The organism is Moorena sp. SIO3B2 (assembly GCF_010692525.1).
Lineage (GTDB): Bacteria > Cyanobacteriota > Cyanobacteriia > Cyanobacteriales > Coleofasciculaceae > Moorena > Moorena producens.
This window is the reverse complement of sequence record NZ_JAAHHE010000100.1, coordinates 1-22,114: the sequence shown is the minus strand read 5'-3', so window position 1 is coordinate 22,114 and position 22,114 is coordinate 1. Positions and strand designations below refer to the sequence as shown.

The window sequence follows — 22,114 nt, the reverse complement described above, 5'->3', positions numbered from 1 at the left end:
TTTGTGCTTCTATTCCCAAATAGTGCAGCCCTAAGTCACTAAGTTTATGGCTAGTTTCAGGATTAAGTACATAACTTGCTAGCATGGTATCGAATACAACTCCTGCTAGCTGAATCCCGTTACAACGTAAGACTAGTCGGTCGAATTTACTATTTTGTAATACTTTGGGATAATCTGAGCTTTCTAAAATTGGACGTAGGGATTCTAAGACTATATCCTTATCTAAATTAGTCCCATCTTTATGACCGATAGGAATATAAGCAACATCAGTAAGTTCTTTTCCCCAACAACAGCCAATCCCCACCAACTGAGCATCTCGTGGTTCCAAATCACTGGTTTCTGTATCCCAAGCCACAGGATTTCCAGCATCGGTATAGTATTTCAGCTGTTCAACTAATTGATTGAGCTTGTCTACAGTATCGATAATTTGTGGTTGAATCGAACCAGTATTAGACCCTTGCTCTTGAAACTCTTCCGTTTCCGCTACACTGAAAAAGGAAATATCATCATCTTCCTGAGTATCAGTATCACTATCAGTATTTGAAACAGTATCACTAACAGTATCATTTGGGGCACTAGTTTCGATATCCTCTAGCACTACGCCACCAAAACGCTGCTGAAGTTTATCTATTTGACTGATAAATGACTTTAATTCTAATCGCTCCAATAGCGGTTTGAGCACTTGAGGATCGAATCCTTGGAGCTGACATTGGTCTAAATCAATATCGATAGGAGTATCAAATCGTAATTGAGCCAAATAGCGAGCATGTTCCGCATCTGACTTACCTACTTCTAGCTTTTTCTTAACGGCACCCTTAATAGTATCAAGGGAAGCATAAATATTATCCAGGTTTTGGTATTCTTTGAGTAACTTAACTGCAGTCTTTGCTCCGATGCCCTTAACTCCAGGAATATTATCGGATGGATCCCCACAGAGGGCTTTATAATCCACGACTTGAGAAGGTAATACTCCCAATTTTGCTTCTACTTCCTCTAAGCCATATTCCGTTGGGCCAACTGTAGCACTCCCCCTAGAAAACGGACCACTGAGATATAAAACGGTAATTCCTTTGTCTGGAGCAACTAGTTGAAATAAATCGCGATCGCCAGATACAACTTTGACACGATAGCCTTGATCAATAGCTTGGTGAGCTAAGGTTGCCAATACATCATCAGCTTCATAACCAGGAGAAGTTATTACTGGGATTCTTAACCCTTGTAGTAACTGCTGGAGATTCTTGACATCTGGTAAGAAATCTTCTGGTGTTTCGGTGCGATTGGCTTTATAAGTAGCATCGGCTTGTTGGCGAAAGGTGGCTTCTTTGGTATCGAAAGCAATTGCGATCGCATTCGGGTTTTCTGACTCCATTACCTCTAGCAAAGATTTAATGAAGCCAAAACAGACACTGGTCGGAATTCCAGTTTTAGTCCGTAATCCACCCTGACGACTTTTGGCAAAAGCAAAATAGGAGCGAAAAGCCAGAGAATGACCATCAATTAAAATCAGTAGCGGGGATGCTGCCATTGGCGAATCATCAGGGATCGGGGGAGAGTTGTCAGAAGAAGTAGATTTGGGCATATCCCTATTTTAGCGATATTGTAGCGATGGCTTGTTTGTTGACAGCCAGGGAATTCCGGATTAACTGAGGCTTAGCAGGTAAGTAACTAAGGATGAATCATTAACTGTCTAGGGTATAGGTTAACTGGCTAATGGGATCTCAACTATAGTTAATTAACTACTATTCCGTTAGGGTGCTGGTTGTCTGATCGACTTTGCGATGAAGCGATCGCGCCCCGCGTGGCCTACGGCCAATCGCATCGAAGCCACTCACTGAACTCGGGAATTTACCATATAGTCAACTAACTACTATTCCGTTCGGGTGCTGGTTGTCTGATCGGCGTTGCGATGAAGCGAACGCGCCCCGCGTGGCCTACGGCCTCAGCTTCCGCGCTTATGCGATCGCATGGAATAGCCATGTGTTGATCACAGCTTACTCACTAACTCTACCGGGAAGGTGTGTTATTAACGAAACCTGAGCAGTGTTTTGCTCACAGCTTACTCAGTAACTCTACCGGTAAGGTGCGTTATTAAAGAATCCTAGCAATTCAGCACCTTTGTGGTGTGTCTATTTTTGCGTAAGTCCTGTTGATGATGAAGGCATCAACTTTTGTTTTATGGAGTATAAGAAACAACTATACCGAATTGGACAGCATCAATCCTAGCCAGGAAACTTCCTAGAAATAGTCTACGATTGTTTCTAACGTCATGCAAAATCAAAATATGGCAATTTTGTCAAATACTTGTTACGATTCTTCATTAAAGGTCAGATAGGTTAACGGTTGATACATTTACCGATACCTAGGGTGACCATGACTAGGGCTGCTCTAGCCAGCCAAAACCCATGATTAGTTTTTAAGGAGCTCAACTATGTCTAAACCTGTAGAACTTTCCCTGGAACAAAAATTTAACCTGCGGTCCTTTGAATCTCAGGTCCAGAAAATGAGCCGTGAGCAAGCTCAGGAATTCCTAATCAAACTCTATGAGCAAATGATGATGCGTGAAACAATGTACAAAGAAGTCCTAAAACACGAGTGGGGATTATAGCTAAAGCCCTAGTCTGATTGTTATTGGCCTTAATTGAGCCGCGACCTCCTTCTCTTGCTCAATTCCGTAGGTAGGAAAGGAGCTGGGGATGCTGGGGCGTCAACTCGAATTATATTAAGATTTAATTAAAATTAAAATTGATTGATTCAACTTATTGTTAACTAATATCATCAGCGTAAGTATTATCACCGTAGGCTTGCTTAAAGGGAAGTCTTCAGCCTTCAGCGTTCAGCCGTCAGTAGACGTAACAGATATTAAACGAATGCTTACCTGTTTTATTCACAAGGTGTTCGCGTAGCGTGCGCGTAGCGCTAATCGCTGTTCGCTGATATCTGATAGCTTACGGATTGGCAATACCCCAATTCACTCTAGGGCAGCCAGGATGAATAGTTGATAAATTTATATAAAATAATCCCAAACTATCTAAAACTATCTAAAGTAATTGTAAATTGTTCTAGTCTGAAAGAAACTCTAAGAAAAAGCGATCCTCCCTGCATATGTTTCAGCATTGCCTAGTCTGCACCGACTTCTCCGACGGTTTATATCGGCTAGTAGATTTTGTCCCCAGTTTAGCGGCTGGTGGGCTCAAGAAAATCATCTTCTGCAACTTTGTTCCGCTTTGGGAAGAGGGAGAAATACCTCGTATTGATGAAGAAGGAATAGAACAAGCTCGCCGCCGCTTTGAAGAGGGTTTGACCAATATACCTGAAGGGGTAGAGGTTCACATCGAAGTGACCTCAGGTCGTCCTAGTGACAGTATTCCTAAAATCGCCAAACGTTACGATGCTGATGTCATCCTGATTGGCACGCCAGTGCGCAGCTTATTACAAGAAAAGCTTTTCGGTAGCACTACAGCAACCTTGACCAAGGAATGTAGTACACCATTGCTAATGCTGCGACCACAACTGATTTCAGCTTACACCTGCGAAGAACTCGATCTACGCTGCAAACATCTATTCCGGTATTTACTAATTCCCTATGACGGCACTACAGCCTCGAACTATACCGTCGAAAGGGTCAAAGAGTATGCTAAACAAGCACCAGATAACTCAATCAAGCAGTGTATGCTGTTGTGGGTAGTCAGCGAAGGGGGGCGCAGAGAATTATCCAAGGACCCTCAGTTACAAAAAGCTCAAGACAAGCTAGAACCAGTAAAAGCAGAGTTAGAAGAGCTGGGCTTACAGGTCAATACGGACGTGCGAGTGGGCAATCCCCGTGAAGAGATTTTAGACACAGCCTTAGAATTTGATATTACTGCGATCGCAATCTCTTCCGATCACAAAGGAAAATTCTTAGATTGGTCAGTGCGTAGCTTAGCCGGTGATTTAATGCGCAGCAGCTGGCACCCTGTTCTCTTCTTTCCACCACAAAGCTAGGATCGAGAGTATAGGGTTTTATGCAGAGTTCTAATAAAATAAAGCCGTTCCACTTTGATAGTGAATAATAAATCCAACATATGATCAGAAAGATTAGTGGTTGGCGAAGATTACTAGTGGTGTGCATCTCTGTGGCGCTAGCTTTTACAGCTTTTCCTGCGCCATCTTATGCTACTAGTCCTGCGATCGCTCAATTTACCCCATCATCTCGTTTAGAAAACATCTCATTTGAGAACCAGGTAAAATTTCAACTTGCTGCGGCTACAGACAATTGCCGCAAAGTGGTGACTAGAGGCAGTGATCTCAATGTCCGCAGTGGACCCGGTAGCAATTACCGGATTATCGGTTTTGTCAAAAACGGGTCTGAGGTTACCCTTGAGCAAATAGTAAACCAAGACTGGGCAAAAATTTCTTCTCCCTTGTCAGGTTATATTTCTCAGCGGTATCTCCAATCCTGTCCACCACCACCTAAACAGGAATGTCGCATAGTTTCGACCAATACTGGCAGGGGTCTGAATGTACGTCAGAGTCCTGGTGGTAAGATTATTGGTGACTTGGACAATGGCGCTAAAGTCACTATCGTCAATACCATTACTGATGGTTGGGTACAGGTTGTCTCTCCCCTAAAAGGTTATGTTTCCGACCGGTATCTTAAACCCTGTCCACCTCCTCCTCCGAAAGAAGAATGTCGTCTAGTTTCGACTAAGGGTAACCCGCTCAATGTGCGTGCGACCCCCGGTGGTACCATTGTCGGTGTTGTAGAAAATGGTACTAAGGTCACTATCAAGGGTACTAGTACTGATGGTTGGGTACCGATTGTTTCGCCCCAGAAAGGTTATGTGTCTGAGGCATATCTTCAACCCTGTCCCACCGTCAAAGAACAGTGTGGTACAGTTACCACTCGTGGTAGTGATCTGATCGTGCGTTCAACCCCTGGTGGTCCCAGTATCGGTACATTAAAAAATGGTACTGAGGTCAAGATTGAGAGTATAGGTGCCGATGGCTGGCTGAAGATTTCAGAACCCATAATCGGTTATGTGTCTGGCCAGTTTGTTACGATAAAACCTTGTCCAACACCACCACCATCTGAAGAGAATTGTCGGCAAGTTTCAGCACCACAGGGTTTAAATGTCCGCAAAGCACCGTCAAATGATGGCGAGATTATTGGAATTCTCGCTGATGGTTCTAAGGTAACGATTGTTAATCGTGGAAATAATGGCTGGGTTCCTATTTCTGCGCCCTTACAAGGTTACGTTACTGGCAAGTATCTGATCTATTGTCCTGAGTCTAAGCCAGAAGAGGAGTCAGAACCAGTGGGTTAACGCTGAGATCTGGCTGAGATCTGGCAGCATTGTCGATCTAGCGATGCAGCTAAGATTGTAGGGTGCGTTAATAACGCACCCTACTGCTGATCTGTAAGTATCGAGCATGCACGTTGTTATAAGCTATAATTCTTTAACCATTCAGCTATCAGCTATCAGCTCTCAGCTATCAGCTCTCAGCTTTGGAATCAAACAAGTAAGCATTGCTTTAATCTCTGTTAAGTCAGCTGACGGCAGCTCAAGTAGCTTGGCCATTCCCCTAGCCTGGCCAACGGCTGACCGCTGACTGCTGAATGCTTACATAATTTTAAGTCCACTTCCGGAAAAATGTATTGTCTTTCCAAGCAGAAGCTGTCCGTGCTTCAATAGCAGTCATTTGTTCTGAACTCAACGATTGAAATGCTTGGGCTACTTTAAAATTTGATTCTAATTGCTTGACGGATTCGGCAGCAATAATACAACAATGTACTCCCTCCAGAGACAAAACATAACCCATAGCTTGATCCATTCCATCTAAGACACCATTTTTGAATAACCTGCCATAAGCCGGAACTTTCATAGCAACGACTCCTACATTTTTCTCTCGCGCCACTGGTAAAACAGTTTTGGCAAAAGGACGAGGATGATGAACATCTGCCGCATTGAGAGAAATTAAGGTGGTATCAAAGGGATAGCGCCGCAACCCTTCTGCAATCACATCCGGTTCGTGATGTCCGGTAATACCTAAATATTTTACAATTCCTTGTTCTTTTGCTTCTTCAAAGGCTTTGATAGCGCCATTGGGACTAAAAATCTGATCTAACGTTTCGTGAAAAGAAACATGATGTAATTGCCATAAATCGATAGAATCAGTTTGAAGGCGTTTAAGCGATCGCTCTAACTCTCGCCAAGCCCCATCTCGATCTCGTTGTGCTGTTTTTGTTGCTAAAAATAGATTAGAGCGATAAGCGGGTAATACCTTACCCATATATTCTTCGCTGGGGCCATAACTAGCCGCCGTATCAAAATAACGAATTCCAAACTGTAACGCCGCTTCAATTTGGGCGACGGCATCAGCTTCTCGATTCATCTTCGACAAAGGCGTTTTTCCTGCACCTCCCAATCCAAAGATTGGAACTTTCACCCCCGTTTTACCTAACACTCGTTCTGGCATTGTAGCTGCTGTTGGCAGTTGAATAGCTGCTGTTGCTGACAGTTGAGACTGCTGTTGATGCCATGCTGCACTTCCAACAATACCACCCGCAGCAGCAACACTGGTCACGATCAACTGACGTCGAGTTGTTTTACGTGTCATCGCTCGCCTATTTTACAGTAGGTTTGCCCGTATTTTAGCCTGGTTTCTGCAACCTAAGCATATGCGCTACGCGCACGCTACGCAAACAGCTGACAAAGTACTTGTCGCCAAGATTGCTAACTTTATCTATTCCAATGGTGGAAACATTATCTACGCCGATAAACATACAGGTTTGGCAACTGGAATTAAATCAGGAAAAAAAACTTAAACTCTTATCCCTGTATTGATGCAGCCCTTCCCTATCAGCAACTGTATCGCTTTATGATAACACTAAAAACTCCTCAGATATCTTGACACTGTTCCCTATTCCCTATTCCCTGTTCCCTTTTGATATCAATCTTATGTTTACCTATCACATAAAAATACTATATATAGCAGTCGCCAGGGCAGTTAGGACATGACAAAAGTCTCAAAGCTAAGTATAGCAATAGTTTTACTTCTGACTTCTGACTTCTGACTTCTGACTTCTGCTATATTCATAGTAGCTGAGGAAATTTTAGATGGACTTTACCTTAGGGCGTCAAGGGTTTTACACAGAAATAAATCAGCCAGATGACCAAATTCATTTGGCAAGAGCAGCGCTTTACATAGCTGAGGAAGAATACCCGGATCTGGCTATTGATGATTACTTGAATGCCTTAGATGTGATGGCATCTGAAGTAGAGGAGCGTTTGCCTGAGCAACGCTATCCCCTGCGAGTGATTAAAACTCTTAATCAGTATTTCTATGATGACCTAGGATATTCGGGCAATAGCAGTGATTACTACGATCCCCGTAATAGTTTCCTAAATCAGGTCATGGATCGGCGCACAGGTATTCCGATTAGCCTTTCGGTGGTGTACCTGGAAGTCGCTCGACGCCTTGATTTTCCCATGGTTGGTATTGGGATGCCAGGGCATTTCCTAATTCGCCCAGAGTTTGAGCAGGTGGGGATCTTTGTAGATGCTTTCGATGGTGGTGAGATTTTATTTGAACAAGATTGCGAGGAACGACTAACCCAAATTTATGGTCATCCGGTAACCCTACAACCAAGTTTCCTAGCACCGGTGAGTAATCGGCAGCTGTTAGCAAGGATGCTCATGAATCTTAAATTGATTTATCTCAATGGCCAAGACTTACCTAGAGCGCTAGCCGCAGTTGAGCGCATGTTGTTGCTGTTTCCTAATGCACCGGTACAACTGCGGGATCGGGGGCTGATTTACTCCCAGTTGGGATATTTATCAGAAGCATGCCAGGATTTGGAACATTATTTGGAAATCCTGCCCCAAGCTGAGGATGCTGATATCATTCGTCGGTTACTTCAACAGATCGGAAATCTGTAGAGGCTTCTATGCATATGTTTACCTAATCCCTAATCCCTAATCCCTAATGACTACACTCACGTCGGTAAATCTCCTCTGCTACTAACTTAAGGCGTCTGAGTTGGGCTTTCATATCATTCTGAGTCCATTGGGCAGCAAAGCTGTTGAATCCCCAGCTAACGATGGGGTTGGGAATTTCAAATTCAAAACGGTTGACCAAACGGGTGCCTTGTTCAGCTGGCTGACACTCCCAGCGGTCTCGTCCTTTGAAAAAACCCTGGAACTGCCAAACCACTAACCCTGGCTTGCGGTCAATAACCACACTCTTGAGAGTGGGCTGCAACCAGGGAATGTTAATAATAAACCGCGAGCGACTCCCGACATCAGTACTCCACTGCCCCACTGATTCACAACGCAAAATCGGGTTGAGCCAGCGATGCATTAAGCTCTGGTCAGTGATACAGCGCTCGACAATGGTGGCGCTGGCATTAATTTTAATGGATTGTTCAAAAATTTGGGCGTTTTGCATGTAAAATTTCCACATTATCGAAGAGGGGAGTTTGAGGGGAAAATTCATCCGAGACCTAAGAGGACGGGGTATTCTTTTCCCCTCAATGGCGTTAATAAGCGAAAAAACTGGGTATCGATCCTACCCGGCTACCCCCGGAACGTTCGCGCAGCGTGGCCTACGGCCAGGGAAAGTTACGCCCATGGAGTTAACAGCCACTTAGTTGGTTGTGCCTGGGAATCCCCATCCTATACCGGTTGGGGAGGTTCAATGAACTATCTTGATTACCGTGGCAGCTAGCCACACTACCAGACCACTAGAGTTGTGAGGAGGAAAAATTAATCAAGACTTGATTTTTGTACATCAATTCGCTCTAAATATAAGGGTTACGTCTTGAGTGACTGACAAACCTACCAAGAAATCTTTCAGCTCCCGAGTGTCCGACGTCACATCGGGGCAAATGCCGATTCAACACTCAATCAAGTTACCCAGCTAACCAGCGGGGGTAAGACCCCCTAAGCCAAGCAGTTGACTCCTGTCGGCAACTATGGGTAAATTCTATCAGCACTCCTGGGTCAAGATTTGTCAGTTAGGCAAGATTAAGCCACATCTGTGGAAAATTTGAGGAGTAAAACGTTCTCCATGAACATCTCAACCTTTACTTTTAAATCTTCTTGTCGTACCTTCTGCTCAAGGTTATTTTCAGTCAGCACCCTCCTCTGAAGAGACCAGGCGTAGATAGCCTCCCTTCAGGTAGCTGACCAGCCTAAGACCTTGACCCAAGGGGTTGCCCTTAAGGTAAAGGATCTACGTTGTTGGCAAGTGTTAAAGTTCCTACCTTGGGGTACTTTGCCCGCTCCAAGCTCTAGAACCGAGTCGTTAAACAATTAGACGAGGGCTAAGACAGTGCGGTTCGGAAAGTACCGACCAACAACGTTGGCGAGGCAAACGTTACCTTGTGCAGAATCGGCGATTCCGGCTTTAACTGGAAAGCACAACAACTGCACCTCTTGTTGTCCAGCTCTTTTTGGGACGGCAGTCTATACCGCAGCGTCTCGGTTCCTCTGGGGTCACCAGACGCGCAGCTTCCCCGCTGCTCAACTTATCTAGTTGAGACGATAATACCGTGCTCCTCACCAGACCACAGTAGTCACAAGGAACTTAAAAAACTTAGGGTTGCCTGTGACATTGGACAATTTAAGTAAGAACAAAGACTATGAATGGAACTTGGGAAGGTATCTTCCAAATTGTAGGAGTGGGTGTGCAGCCATCGGCACACCTGGTTTTAGCCCAGACAGGAGTTCCCGCATTAGACCAAGTTTTGGCAGATGGGGGAACCACCTTACTGAATGTGGTTAAATCGATCGCAATCTTAGTCATTGGTCTTATCCTTGCTAAGATTGCTGCTGGTATTACCAAAGCAGTACTGAATCGCACCAATATTGACAACAACATTGCTCAGTGGGCTACTGGCGGTCAGCCAGGAAGCGAGCCTCCTCCCATTGAGCAATGGTTATCCGGGGCAGTTTTCTGGATTATCATCGTTTTCACGGTAGTGGCGGTTCTAGAAACCCTCAAGCTAGATACGGTTTCCGGACCCCTGAATAGTTTTCTAGACACCATCCTCGGCTTCCTCCCCAGTGTCTTTGGTGCGGCGATTCTATTGGGCATTGCCTGGTTAATCGGAACTATCGTCAAGATGATAGTAGTCAGGACCCTCAATGCATTGAATCTCGATCAGCGCTTGGGTGAGCAAGTCGGCGATGGTGGTACTAGTCAGTTCTCTCTGGCTCAAACCATTGGCAATGCCCTTTACTACTTAATCTTCTTACTGTTTCTGCCATCGGTCTTAGAGACCCTAGGCTTACAGGGAACTCTCGATCCAGTACTAACTATGCTGGGTGAGATTTGGGGGATTGTGCCCAATATTGGCGCAGCCATAGCAATTGGTGCTATTGGTTGGTTTATTGCTCAACTTGTGCAACGTCTTGTCACTAGTTTCTTGACAGCAGCAGGTACAAATCAGATCGGGGAGCGGTTTGGACTAAGTAGCTCTGGTGGTCGCTCCCTAGCGGGGATTATCGGTACGATTGTCTATGTCCTGATTTTGATTCCCGTTGCTACCGCTGCCCTTAATGCCTTGCAGATCCAGGCCATCTCTGGCCCTTCGATCGCAATGTTAAGCCAGGTTACTAATACCATCCCCAAACTATTTGCTGCGGCTGGTATTCTGGCAGTTTTCTACGTAATCGGACAGTTTGTTAATGATCTGCTCACCAACGTCCTGACAGACCTTGGCTTCAACAATTTATTTAATTGGCTAGGTTTTTCCGCCAGCGCTCCTAGCACCACTGATGAAACAACTGATGAAATAGCAGAATCAGACACACCACAGAACCCACTTACCAGTCGCACCCCTTCTGAGCTAGCGGGACTGCTTGTACTGATTGGTATCATGATCGCTGGTATTGTGGCAGCAACGGATGTGTTACAGATTCCCGCCTTAACTGACATTGTCGGTGGGGTTGGTTTCATTGGTGCTCGGGTGCTGTCCGGGTTAGTAGTCCTTGCTATCGGTCTATTCCTAGCCAATTTTGCTTTCAACTTGATTACTGGCTCCGGCGCTCGCCAATCAAATATCCTGGCACAAGTAGCTAGGATTGCGATTATTGCCTTTTCTTTAGCCCTAGGTCTACAACAAATGGGCATTGCCCCTGATATTGTGAACTTAGCCTTTGGTTTGCTCTTAGGTGCAATCGCGGTTGCGATCGCATTAGCCTTCGGTCTCGGAGGTCGCGATGTTGCTGGTGAGCAAGTTAGAGAATGGCTAGATTCTTTCAAAAAGTAACTCGAAGTTATTCGCGTAGCGTGGCCTAAAGGCCAAGGTTGTTCGCCCTTTTTGAATTAAGAATTAAGAATGTAGAATGTAGAATTAAGAATTCTACATTCTACATTCTACATTCTACATTCTTACAAACAACTTTCAACCTTCAACTTTCGATAATCTTGCCCTCAATTCTCCTTTAATGCGATGGAGAATTGAGGTTTCGTCTAAAGAGGAGAGAATTCGTCTAACAACGGCTTTTGGTCCATCTTCTCCCCAGGATGCTCCATTGGCTAAATAGGTTTTGGTAATTTGTCCAATACCATAGCCAGAAACTCCAGCAACACTAGCTTGGGTGATGGCAACGGACATATATGGCGCTAGGGAAACCCCACCAGTGACAGGAGCAGAAATGCCTAAAATACTTTTTAAGCTACTCAGTCCCAAGTTAGCCAAGAGTTCACTAGCACCAATACCTCCCATACTCATAGCGATTTTTTGTAATAATTGAACAGCTCCCTGCTCAGTCATAGCAATACCATAGAGACGGGATAAAGTAAGAATCATTACCACATCAACTACAGTAGCGGTGAGGATATCCACAACAGTAACTGGATTGAGAGCAATCACAAATGCTTTAGTTATCACTGCTTTCCAGATAATTTGATTGGCACTGTCATCCCGAATCTTCATTTTTCGGTTGACCAAGTTTTCATTCAACTCATCCGCGTAAAGCATGGTGTTAAGAGCAACAAGGGATTTACCTTCCCGATGTAAAATCTCCAGAATTTTTAGTTTCAAATCTTCAATCTGGGGTTTCCCTCGGCGGCGCTTGACCTGAATGTTGCCATTAGGCGATCGCACTGCTACAGATACCAAAGGTGAAGCAGCAACCATCACAATTTCTGCTGGTGAAAGCAACTGCTTGACCCGTTCATCCCGAATTTTTCTGTAAATTGCCATGCGATCAGCATCGGGATATTGGTCAATCTTGTTCAACACCAGTAACATCGGTTTCCCACTAGCTCTTAACTGAGATAGAGCTTGGTACTCTACCTTAGTCATATCACCAGCAATAATAAACAGCAGTAAATCTGCCTGTTTAGCCACCTCTAGAGCTAAGGCTTCCCGAGTTTCCCCATCTACTTCATCAATCCCTGGGGTATCGATTAGCTGAATTTGGGAATTACCAATACTGGGTAGGGCAACCTGTAGAATATCCTGTTGGCTATGATTTGGACTAGGGGTTTCTTGACTAGAGGTTTGACTAGGGCTTTGATTATGGCTTTGATTATGGGGCTGCCAATGGGCAGTTTGAGCATTCTGAGTCACCCCATGTAGGGCACCAGTTTCAAATACAGGTTGACCGACTAAGGCATTGAGTACAGAGGATTTCCCTCGTCCCACCATGCCAAAGGCCGCAATTTGGATACAGGTATTTTCCAGCTTCTCAAGCAGATTGCCTAAGTCTTGGATTTGAGCATCTAAACCAGCTTTTTCTCTACGGGATAAGTCAAGATTAGCGACTAGATCCCTGAGGGAGTCTTGTGCCTGTTTGTAGTTCAGTTCTGCCTGGATTTGCTCAAAACCTGAAATTGCGCTATCTAAATCCTGATCAAAATCTAGAGAGTTAACAGAGTCAGACTCAGGCCAGAATTCGGTCAAAACGGCACCTCCTGGTTAGGACACTTCTGCTTTCGATCCTAGAGCATCAGTTCAGGAATCACTTTTGAGAAGAGGGCGAATATAGAAATAGATGCGTAAGCATTCAGCTATCAGCCGTCAGCCGTCAGCTTTTGAATAAAAGAAGTAAGCATTCGAATAATGCTGAGTTAGGTTCCAGCCTCGAAGCCTGTGGCACAAACTATTTGCCTGTGCCACAAAGCACCTCAAGTAGCGTGCGTGGCCTACGGCCAATGGCTGATAGCTGTTCGCGCAGCGTGCGCGTAGCGCTTAAGCTGACGGCTGAATGCTTACATAGATGCTTCACAGCTGACATGGGTTACAGCCATTATTCATCCCTGGTAACTTCCTGATTCCAACCCACAGCTGTCGAAGAGTTAATCATTGCCTTACACCATTGATTCGATGCAAACCATAGGAGAGATATGAGATGATCAGCCAATTCTTAAGTGTTAGTCTAACCTTGCCGATGCTACTGAACTTAGGTCAGAGTCTCACGGATACCCAAATCGTAAATTATGGTAAAGTTAATGATCATACACCAACATGGACTAATTTTGAGGGTAAACTCAATAGTCAAAACCCACCGTCGTTATCCTTGGCCAGCCGGGATGAAGCAAAAGACCAAGAGCAAAAGTGTGAGTGGCTAGACATATGTTCAGAATTGACGGGGGCATCTTTATTGGTTAGCAAAACGCTTTTATAAAAGGTAAGTTAGGTGCTAAAAAAACGTGGGAATTAGCATTGTCCTGCGACTAAATCAGGAAGGAAAATTACGCTATAATGGTACTAGATCTGCCAAGATTCTACAAAGCTTGTAATCCCAGCAAGCCCCTGAGTATGGGAGATGTCAATGATAGAAAATACTATATTGATTTTTCCCCAGTCAGAGGAAATAAAATTATTGAATCCCTCAAGCGAACCATCACCTTAATTTCTCCAGATGAGCCGACTTGTCAGCTATTTACAGGGCATATTGGCTGTGGTAAATCCACAGAATTACTTAGACTAAAAGCTGAATTAGAGCAACAAAAATTTCATGTGGTTTATTTTGAGTCGTCTCAAGATTTAGACATGGCTGATGTTGATCTAAGCGATATTTTGCTGAGTATAGCTGGTCAAGTCAGTGAAAGTCTGGAGAAAATTAAAATTAATATAAAACCAGGCTATTTTGTCAATCTTTTTACAGAAATTACCGATTTTTTGCGCACACCAATTGAATTAGGTGCTGAAGCAGAATTGTCGGTAGGCATTGGCAAAATAACGGCTAAAACTAAGGAAAGTCCTAAACTGCGGCGTCGATTACGGGAATATCTCGAACCTCGCACTAGTGGCATCTTAGACTCGATTAATGAAGAACTACTAAAACCTGCTACCACTACCCTGAAGAAAAAGGGTAAGGCGGGACTAGTGGTGATTGTGGATAATCTGGACCGGGTGGATATTCGCCCTTTACCCTCTGGGCGTACGCAACCAGAATACTTATTCATTGACCGGGGTGAACAGTTACGCCGACTCAATTGCCATATTGTGTACACAATTCCCTTGGCGTTAACTTTCTCCAATGAGTGCGAAACCCTGAAGAATCGCTTAGGTGGTGGACTTACTCCTAAAATATTACCGATGGTGCCAGTTAAACTGCGCACAGGTAAGGAGTTTCCCGATGGCATGGCTTTGCTACGAGAAATGGTACTGGTTAGAGCTTTCCCCAATCAAACTACTGAGGAACAATTTGCTTTGCTCCCGGAAGTATTTGATAATATAGAAACCTTAAACCGCTTGTGCCGAATTAGTGGTGGTCATGTGCGCAACTTGCTAGGATTATTGTTTGATTGTCTTAGGCAAGAAAACCCACCGATTCCCAGTGAGTGTTTAGAAAATGTGATTCTCGAACGTCGCGATTATCTGATCTCATCAATTACTGATGAGGAGTGGGAATTGCTGTTTCAGGTGGTGCAACAGCAAAAAGTCAGGGGTGATACGGAATACCAAACTCTATTGCGCAGTATGTTTGTCTTTGAATACCGCGATCGCGATGGAAATTGGTTTGGTATAAATCCAGCATTAGAAGAGGCACCGCAGTTTAAGTCATGGTTGAAACAAAATCACCAGCAGACGCTGCCCAATACAACGATAGTACATTAAAGGCTCTCTCTAGAGCGATCGCATTTTCACAAGGGGAATTTTCTCTTGTGATCGTGCGATGTAACTACCAGGGTTTGCAACAACAGATGCTGCAACGCCTCAAAGCACTGTGTCAGCCGCAATACCAGATTACAGAGTTTATCATACCGCCATCAGCTACCACCCTTTATACCACCATCCAAAACTACGAACACAGGGAATTGGGGCGTGGACAGGACAAGGGGATAGACAGATGCGGGAACAGGCAGAGTTCTAGTCCCATTGACTCTTCATCCCTTGACCCTCTTACCTCCTCACCCCCTCATTCCGCATTACTGATTGTTGGTTTAGAGTCAGTGGTTGCCCTTGAGGAATTACTGACCTCTACTAATCAAGTCCGGGATGAGTTTCGTAAACGCCTAACCTTTCCTCTAATATTGTGGGTTAATGACCAAGTACTGCAAAAACTGATCCGGTTGGCACCAGATTTTGCCAGTTGGGCAGCCACTCCCCTCAAGTTTGAACTGACCACCACAGAGTTAGTCAATTTTCTCGGACAAAAGGCTCAAATGGTATTTGCCTGTCTATTGAACTCTGGAAAGCCTTCCCCCTCAACCACGCCACAAATCCCAAATCCTAACCTACCCTACTCGAACGCCAAAGGCGAACAACCTCCCAACCTCCAACCAACCAACCAACCTTGGCCAAAAGGCCACGCTACGCGAACAACCAACCTTGGCCAAAAGGCCACGCTACGCGAACAACATTCCAACCTTGGCCAAAAGGCCACGCTACGCGAACAACATTCCAACCTTGGCCAAAAGGCCACGCTACGCGAACAACATTCCAACCTTGGCCAAAAGGCCACGCTACGCGAACAACCTCCCAACCTTGGCCAAAAGGCCACGCTACGCGAACAACCTCCCAACCTTGGCCAAAAGGCCACGCTACGCGAACAACCTCCCAACCTTGGCCAAAAGGCCACGCTACGCGAACAACCAACCAACCTCCAACCAACCAACCCCGATATTTGTATTACCTATTCCAGAAACTCAGCACTGCAAAACCAACGTCGATTTGAACTGGATTTCGCCCTAAAAGATTTGCACAGTCGTGGCATTACCTTGGACAAGGAATTAGACGCTAGTCTAGAATTTGTTTTGGGTCTAGATGACTATAAACGCGATCGCATAAATCTAGCCAAGAAGCGGTTTCGTAAAAGCTTAAGAGTTTGGCAGCAAACCGATAACTTAGAACGGCAGGGGTTATTATTGTTTTATCTCGGTTTGTGTTACTGTCGCCAGGCTGACCAAAATCAAGCTCATAAACAGCGCTATTGGGAAGAAGCTTGGCCGTATCTGCATCGATGTATGGGAATTTTCACCCAAGCGGGGCGTCACGATCTGGTGGCTATTTTTATTAGTAAGCTAGCTGAACTGCTGCAGCATCTACAAGCGTGGTCATTCTTACAAACCACCTCTCAACAGGCTCTGTCCCTTCATGAAACCTATGGGACTCAGGTGCAACTAGCCCAAGATTACGGTTTTCTGGCAGAAGTAGCCCTTGAGCAATCCCGATGGGACGATGCTGTTCAATTAGCCGAGAAAGCTCTATTAATTTTGGTTGTTGCTGCTGATGATCAGCCCCATGACCAAGGCTTGCATCCATTGCTATTAGCCCAGCTCTATCGATTATTTTTGGTAAAATCCCAAGGAAAGCAGGGAAATTTAGCAGAAGCGGTCAAGCAGCTGGAAAAAGCGAGTCATAAACTAGCAGATGCCATAGAATCCAGCAATTATCACTATGAGCCTCAGCGTTACCTGCACCTGTTGGAACGATTACGTAGCCTTTACTTTGAACAAGGGCAATACCTAGAAGCATTTCGGATTAAACAAGAACAACGGGCAGTGGAGCAGCTGTATGGCTTCCGTGCCTTCATTGGTGCTAGTCGTCTACAGCCACCACGAGGAGCTAATAATCCCAGCTGGCATGGCGTACAGCCACAAGACCTTATTCCCCAGGAAATGGCAGCTTCCGGACGTCAGCGAGATGTAAACCGCTTAATGGAACGGATTACCCGTGCTGATCACAAACTGACAGTTATTCATGGTCAGTCAGGGGTTGGAAAAAGTTCCATTGTTCATGCCGGATTAGTGCCAGCACTCAAAAATAGACCCCTTGGCGATCGCATTGGGTTACCGATTGTGGTACAAGTTTACACCGATTGGGTGGGGGAACTAGATAAACACTTGGCCGATCAGGTATCAGGAAATGGAAATGAAGACCTCTTGATCAGGGAAAAATTTATAAATTCTAATGGTAACGGTAATGGTAACGATCTAATTTATTCTATCCTGGAGCAATTACAACACAACGCCGACAATAACTTGTTAACGGTTTTAATCTTTGATCAGTTTGAAGAGTTTTTCTCCGTTTATTCCCATCAATACCAACGCAAACTGTTTTATATTTTTTTAGTAAATTGTCTTAAATTACCCTATTTAAAACTAATTTTTTCTATCCGAGATAACGCCTTACATAAATTACTAGAACTAGAACATTATACTTGGGAAGTTATAGAAAGTAATATCTTAGATAAAAAGATTCGTTATCCATTAGTCAATTTTTCCTTAGAAGATGCTTATGCAGTTATTCAAAGCTTAACCCATCGGGCTAATTTTTATTTAGAGCCAGCTTTAGTTGACGAATTAGTCAGAGAATTAGGATCTGAAATTGGAGAAGTTCGTCCCATTGAGTTGCAAGTGGTAGGTGCTCAACTCCAAGCTGAAAATATTACGACTTTAGCTCAGTATCAGCACCATGGTCCCAAAGCCAAACTGGTGGAACGGTTTTTAGAAAAAGTTATTAAAGATTGTGGTCCTGAGAATGAAACAGCGGCTTGGCTAGTGTTGTCGTTACTCATTGATGACAATAAAAATCGACCCCTTAAGAATCGCTCGGAGCTAGCCATAGAATCATCCTTAGAAGACCATACATTAGATTTAATATTAGAAATTTTTGAGAAATCAGGATTAGTATTTATATTACCAGAAATTACGATCAACCGCTATCAACTGGTTCACGATTACCTGGTAGACGTTATCCGCAAGAAAAAGCAATCGAAACTGCAAGCAGAATTAGAAAATCTGCGCCAGAAAGACAAACAGAGCCAGGATAAAATTGAGCAACTGGTTAAAGAACAAGAACTCCAAAACCAACTGGCTGAAATAACTAAAAAACAAAGGAAAACCGAAGAAAAGCTGAATCGAATTCTCAGACAACGATTGCGAGAAGCACGTTGGGCAGGAATGGCATTGTTCAGTCTGATGGTGATTACCGGTATACTTGGGGTTCGCTACGCTATCAGTAAAACCAACAACCATTTGAGTGACCTGAGCTACTCCTCAAAAGCTCTAGTTGATGCCAACAGAACCTTTGATGCCCTAATCCTAAGTTTAGAGGCAGCCCAGCAATTGCAGCAATCCCTTGGGGTGAATGCAGAGACCCAGACACGGGTAGTCACTGCTCTACAACAGGCAGTTTATGGGGTCAGAGAACGCAACCGTTTAAAGGGACATCGAGATTGGGTTAGTAGTGTCAGTTTTAGTCCAGATGGTCAGCTGATTGCCTCTGGGAGTCGAGACAAGACTATCAAACTTTGGGGCAAAAACGGTAAGTTGCTCAAAAGTTTCCGAGGTCATCGGGCTGGAATCCAAAGTGTCAGTTTTAGTCAAGATGGTCAGATGCTGGCTAGTGGTAGTGAAGACAAAACCGTCAAGCTATGGGGTAAGGATGGATCCCTAGTAATGACCTTAGATGGGCCAGATGGGCATACCGAAACAGTCCATTGTGTTAGGTTTAGCCCCAATCGCCAGATGATCGCATCGGCTAGTGAGGATAAAACTGTGAAACTTTGGAGTAAAGATGGTGCTTTACTCCATACTCTCACTGGTCACAGTGATTCAGTGTTGGGGGTTAGTATTTCTCCCAATAGTCAGTTAATTGCTTCTGCTAGTAAGGACAAAACTATCAAACTTTGGCGCAGGGACGGAACACTCCTGAAAACCTGGCAAGCTCATACCAAACCAGTGGTGAGTGTCAGTTTTAGTCCTGATGGCAACACTATTGCCTCTACCAGTACAGACAACACTGTCAAACTCTGGCAAACTAATGGGGAATTAATTGATACCCTCGAAGGTCATCGTAATTGGGTTCTTGATGTCAGTTTTAGCTCCGATGGTAAGAGGCTAGCTACGGCTAGTGCTGATCACACCATTAAACTCTGGAACAGTGATGGGGAATTAATCGAAACCTTGGCTGGACATAGCGAAATGGTGGTAGATGTCACTTTCAGTCCCGACAACAAGACCATTGCATCGGCTAGTGCAGACAAAACCATTAGACTCTGGGCTAGTGACGGGGGGATACTGGCACCGATCCGCCATAATCAAACTGTCAGAAGTGTAAGTTTCAGCCCCGATGGTGAAATGATTGCTACTGCTAGTGCAGACAATACCATTCAACTCTTGAGGCGTAAGGATCGTACCAGCAAAACCTTCTTGGCTCATGGTGAACCTTTGACTGCAATTAGTTTCAGCCCTGATAGCACGATTATGGCTAGCGCTAGTGAAGATAAAACGGTTAAACTCTGGAGTTTAGATGGCTCCTTGCTTAATACTCTAGAAGGACACCAGGATCAGGTTTGGGGAGTTAGTTTTAGTCCCGATAGTAAGTTAATTGCCTCTGCTAGTGCTGACAGAACCGTGAAACTCTGGGATTTAGACGGCACCTTAGTCAAGACCTTAGAGGGGCACCAGGATAAAGTTTGGGGAGTCAGTTTTAGCCCAGATGGCAAGCAGATTGCTTCTGCTAGTAATGATGGGACTGTAAAACTCTGGAATACTAAGGGTAAGTTGCTCAAAACCTTAGAAGGGGATAATCAAGAGCATAATGATGCGGTGAATTGGGTTAGTTTCAGTCCAGACGGCGAGATGATTGCTTCTGCTAGTAGTGATGGCACGGTAAAACTCTGGAATCGTGATGGCAAGTTACTCAATACCTTGAAAGGCCATAATGGTGCCGTGAATTGGGTTAGTTTTAGTCCCGATGGAACCTTAATCGCATCTGCTAGTGGTGATACAACGGTTAATCTTTGGAGTCGGGATGGACATTTAATTAATACCTTTAAGGGACACAACGATTCGGTGTTTGGAGTTAGTTTTAGTCCCGATGGCAAGTGGCTAGCTTCTGCTAGTAAAGACAAAACCGTGATCTTGTGGAATTTAGATGTGGATTATTTGCTACAGCGCGGTTGTAGTTGGTTGTACGATTATTGGCACTATAACCGTGAGGGTCAGAGGGATCAGCTTTGTGGATTTTCACTATAAGGGAGTAGGGAATCGGGAATCGGGAATCGGGAATCGGGAATCGGGAATCGGGAGCAGCGCTATAGTTTATGAACTCTTGACTATTGCCTATTGCCTATTGCCTATTGCCTATTGCCTATTGCCTATTGCCCATTACCCATTACCCATTACCTATTACCTAAATAGGGTCTGCTGCATAAGTGTGGAAGCCATGCTTCAGTTGGCTTTCAATCATTTTTGGTCTCGCCAAGTGCAAGAAAATGGTATCTAATAGGCTCAAAAACCTTGCACCTTCATGGAAAATTCCCTAAAACCATTAACCATTAACCTCACCATTAACCTAAAACCTAACACCTAACACCTATTCAAACCCGAAAATTACGACTTATTCAGCAAACCCTAAATATGTCAACTATCAGAAGACTGCTGAACCACCTGTGTAACTTGTTCCACCTCTAATTCTAAAGCTTGGGCAACTTGTTCTATGGTTAACCCCAACGCTATTGAACCTCCCCACCCTGTAGAGGGATGGGGATTCCCAGGCACAACCTAAGTGGCTGTTATTTCCATGGGCGTAACTTTCCCTGGCCGTAGGCCACGCTACGCGAACGCACCGAGGGTAGCTGGATGGGGTCAATACCCAGTTGTTTTAAACCCCTGTTCCTAATGTTTACACCACCGTTCACATCAGCATCATCGTGATATCCGCATTCAGTACAGAGGAACTTTTCCCCATCTCTATTGTCTGCACTGATGTGATGGCATTTCGGGCATTCAACAGATGTATGCTTAGGGTTGACTTTGATGATCGCTATGCCTGACTTCCCAGCCACGACTTCTACCTTCAAAACTAGTTCTCCCCAGGCGGCTTCAGATATTAAACGATTGAGTGCTCTTTTGGCAGATTGTCCGTTGCGGACATACCCACCATCCTGATTGGGCTTGGGTTTGCAACGAGACTTCATACCCTTAATGTTGAGATCTTCAAAAACCAGGGCATCTGTACCATCGGTCAATTTTTTAGCCACTTCCCAATGGTACGCAGAACGCTTATTGGCTAACCGTTCGTGTAACGACGCAACCTTACTAAAAGATTCTTTGCGGTTATTTGAGCCTTTCTGCTTCCGACTCGCAGCTCTTTGTCTTAGTTTCAAGCGCCTTCTTTGACGCTTGTAATTTTTAGTGTTAGATGGATTTGCAATAGTTTCGCCATCAGAAGTACTGACAAGTTTATTGATACCTAAATCGCATCCTTTGACACAATTTGGGTTGATTTCATCAGTAGTTTTCACCGGAGGTAACGGAACTGATTTGTCCTCGATCTGAATACTGACAAACCAACCCCGTGACTTTCGACGCACGGTCACAGATTTGATCGTGAAACCTGTTGGGATAGGACGAGAATTATAAAATCTCATCCATCCTATTCCGGGCAAGTAAATTCGATTGCCGTCAAGTTTTACTTGACCTGGTGAGTACTTGAAGCTCCGGTAACGAGAACGTCTTTTGGGTTTGGGATACCCTGCTTCACCTTTAAAGAATTTTGAGAAGGCGGTATCCAACTGTCTTAGCATTTGTTGCAGGACAGTTGAGTATTAAACTAAGCCGCAGAGTTACCTCTGCGACTCGTCTCCAAAACCGTACGTGACAGTTTCCCGTCATACGGCTCCTCATGATAGGAACACACTTTCATTGGTACCTCCACATTAGA

The 22,114-nt window shown here is 44.5% G+C and carries 17 protein-coding genes; 11 read left to right on the top strand and 6 right to left on the bottom strand.

Features of this window, described 5'->3' with window-relative positions; genetic code table 11:
- On the bottom strand, positions 1–1,579 hold a 1,579-nt coding region (locus F6K38_RS20360), incomplete at its 3' end, for a 5'-3' exonuclease H3TH domain-containing protein (RefSeq protein WP_287357258.1).
- 849 nt (positions 1,580–2,428) lie between these two features.
- On the opposite strand from F6K38_RS20360, the gene F6K38_RS20355 reads away from it, so the two are divergent.
- The 4 genes from F6K38_RS20355 (at position 2,429) to F6K38_RS20340 (ending at position 5,589) form a co-directional block, all read left to right on the top strand.
- Positions 2,429–2,605 (top strand): NblA/ycf18 family protein, encoded by a 177-nt coding sequence (locus F6K38_RS20355; RefSeq protein WP_008178810.1) that lies wholly within the window; start codon positions 2,429–2,431, stop codon positions 2,603–2,605.
- Positions 2,606–3,102: 497 nt separating this feature from the next.
- Positions 3,103–3,981, top strand: coding sequence for a universal stress protein (locus F6K38_RS20350; protein ID WP_008178808.1), 879 nt, complete (start codon positions 3,103–3,105; stop codon positions 3,979–3,981).
- A gap of 80 nt (positions 3,982–4,061) precedes the next feature.
- Positions 4,062–5,303: an SH3 domain-containing protein gene (locus F6K38_RS20345; RefSeq protein WP_008178805.1), complete on the top strand. Its 1,242-nt coding sequence runs from the start codon at positions 4,062–4,064 to the stop codon at positions 5,301–5,303.
- Positions 5,304–5,409: 106 nt separating this feature from the next.
- A complete protein-coding gene (locus tag F6K38_RS20340; protein ID WP_008178803.1) occupies positions 5,410–5,589 on the top strand; it encodes a hypothetical protein in 180 nt (59 codons plus the stop codon).
- Between the two features lie 21 nt (positions 5,590–5,610).
- Here F6K38_RS20340 and F6K38_RS20335 read toward each other — a convergent pair whose 3' ends face one another.
- Entirely contained in the window at positions 5,611–6,597 is a 987-nt protein-coding gene (locus tag F6K38_RS20335) for an aldo/keto reductase (RefSeq protein WP_008178801.1), read from the bottom strand.
- 61 nt (positions 6,598–6,658) lie between these two features.
- Between F6K38_RS20335 and F6K38_RS20330 the strand changes: the two genes are divergently transcribed.
- Positions 6,659–6,805: a hypothetical protein gene (locus F6K38_RS20330; protein ID WP_008178798.1), complete on the top strand. Its 147-nt coding sequence runs from the start codon at positions 6,659–6,661 to the stop codon at positions 6,803–6,805.
- A 292-nt stretch (positions 6,806–7,097) separates the two neighbouring features.
- Complete coding sequence (locus tag F6K38_RS20325; RefSeq protein ID WP_287265278.1) at positions 7,098–7,919, top strand: SirB1 family protein; 822 nt, start codon at positions 7,098–7,100, stop codon at positions 7,917–7,919.
- Positions 7,920–7,962: 43 nt separating this feature from the next.
- Here the strand turns inward: F6K38_RS20325 and F6K38_RS20320 are convergent, their stop codons facing one another.
- Entirely contained in the window at positions 7,963–8,427 is a 465-nt protein-coding gene (locus F6K38_RS20320; protein WP_008178794.1) for an SRPBCC family protein, read from the bottom strand.
- A gap of 1,195 nt (positions 8,428–9,622) precedes the next feature.
- On the opposite strand from F6K38_RS20320, the gene F6K38_RS20315 reads away from it, so the two are divergent.
- Positions 9,623–11,254, top strand: coding sequence for a mechanosensitive ion channel (locus F6K38_RS20315; protein WP_287249027.1), 1,632 nt, complete (start codon positions 9,623–9,625; stop codon positions 11,252–11,254).
- A gap of 135 nt (positions 11,255–11,389) precedes the next feature.
- Here the strand turns inward: F6K38_RS20315 and F6K38_RS20310 are convergent, their stop codons facing one another.
- Together F6K38_RS20310 and F6K38_RS20305 are read right to left on the bottom strand one after the other, a co-directional pair.
- Positions 11,390–12,895, bottom strand: coding sequence for a GTP-binding protein (locus tag F6K38_RS20310; protein WP_008178786.1), 1,506 nt, complete (start codon positions 12,893–12,895; stop codon positions 11,390–11,392).
- Between the two features lie 199 nt (positions 12,896–13,094).
- Positions 13,095–13,229: a hypothetical protein gene (locus F6K38_RS20305; RefSeq protein ID WP_287249029.1), complete on the bottom strand. Its 135-nt coding sequence runs from the start codon at positions 13,227–13,229 to the stop codon at positions 13,095–13,097.
- Between the two features lie 114 nt (positions 13,230–13,343).
- Here F6K38_RS20305 and F6K38_RS20300 point away from each other — a divergent pair, with 114 nt between their 5' ends.
- From F6K38_RS20300 to F6K38_RS20285, 4 genes are all read left to right on the top strand, one after another.
- Positions 13,344–13,619, top strand: coding sequence for a hypothetical protein (locus tag F6K38_RS20300; RefSeq protein ID WP_008178783.1), 276 nt, complete (start codon positions 13,344–13,346; stop codon positions 13,617–13,619).
- A gap of 77 nt (positions 13,620–13,696) precedes the next feature.
- Positions 13,697–15,058: a P-loop NTPase fold protein gene (locus tag F6K38_RS20295; protein ID WP_287265276.1), complete on the top strand. Its 1,362-nt coding sequence runs from the start codon at positions 13,697–13,699 to the stop codon at positions 15,056–15,058.
- Positions 15,004–20,424 (top strand): WD40 domain-containing protein, encoded by a 5,421-nt coding sequence (locus tag F6K38_RS20290; protein ID WP_287357256.1) that lies wholly within the window; start codon positions 15,004–15,006, stop codon positions 20,422–20,424. The genes F6K38_RS20295 and F6K38_RS20290 overlap by 55 nt, the downstream gene beginning before the upstream one ends.
- On the top strand, positions 20,408–20,674 hold the full coding sequence (locus F6K38_RS20285; protein ID WP_287249034.1) for a hypothetical protein: 267 nt from the start codon (positions 20,408–20,410) through the stop codon (positions 20,672–20,674). Before F6K38_RS20290 ends, F6K38_RS20285 begins: the two co-directional genes overlap by 17 nt.
- A 289-nt stretch (positions 20,675–20,963) precedes the next feature.
- On the opposite strand, the gene F6K38_RS20280 is transcribed toward F6K38_RS20285, so the two are convergent.
- Entirely contained in the window at positions 20,964–21,977 is a 1,014-nt protein-coding gene (locus tag F6K38_RS20280; RefSeq protein WP_502709584.1) for an RNA-guided endonuclease InsQ/TnpB family protein, read from the bottom strand.
- Between the last annotated feature and the right edge of the window lie 137 nt (positions 21,978–22,114).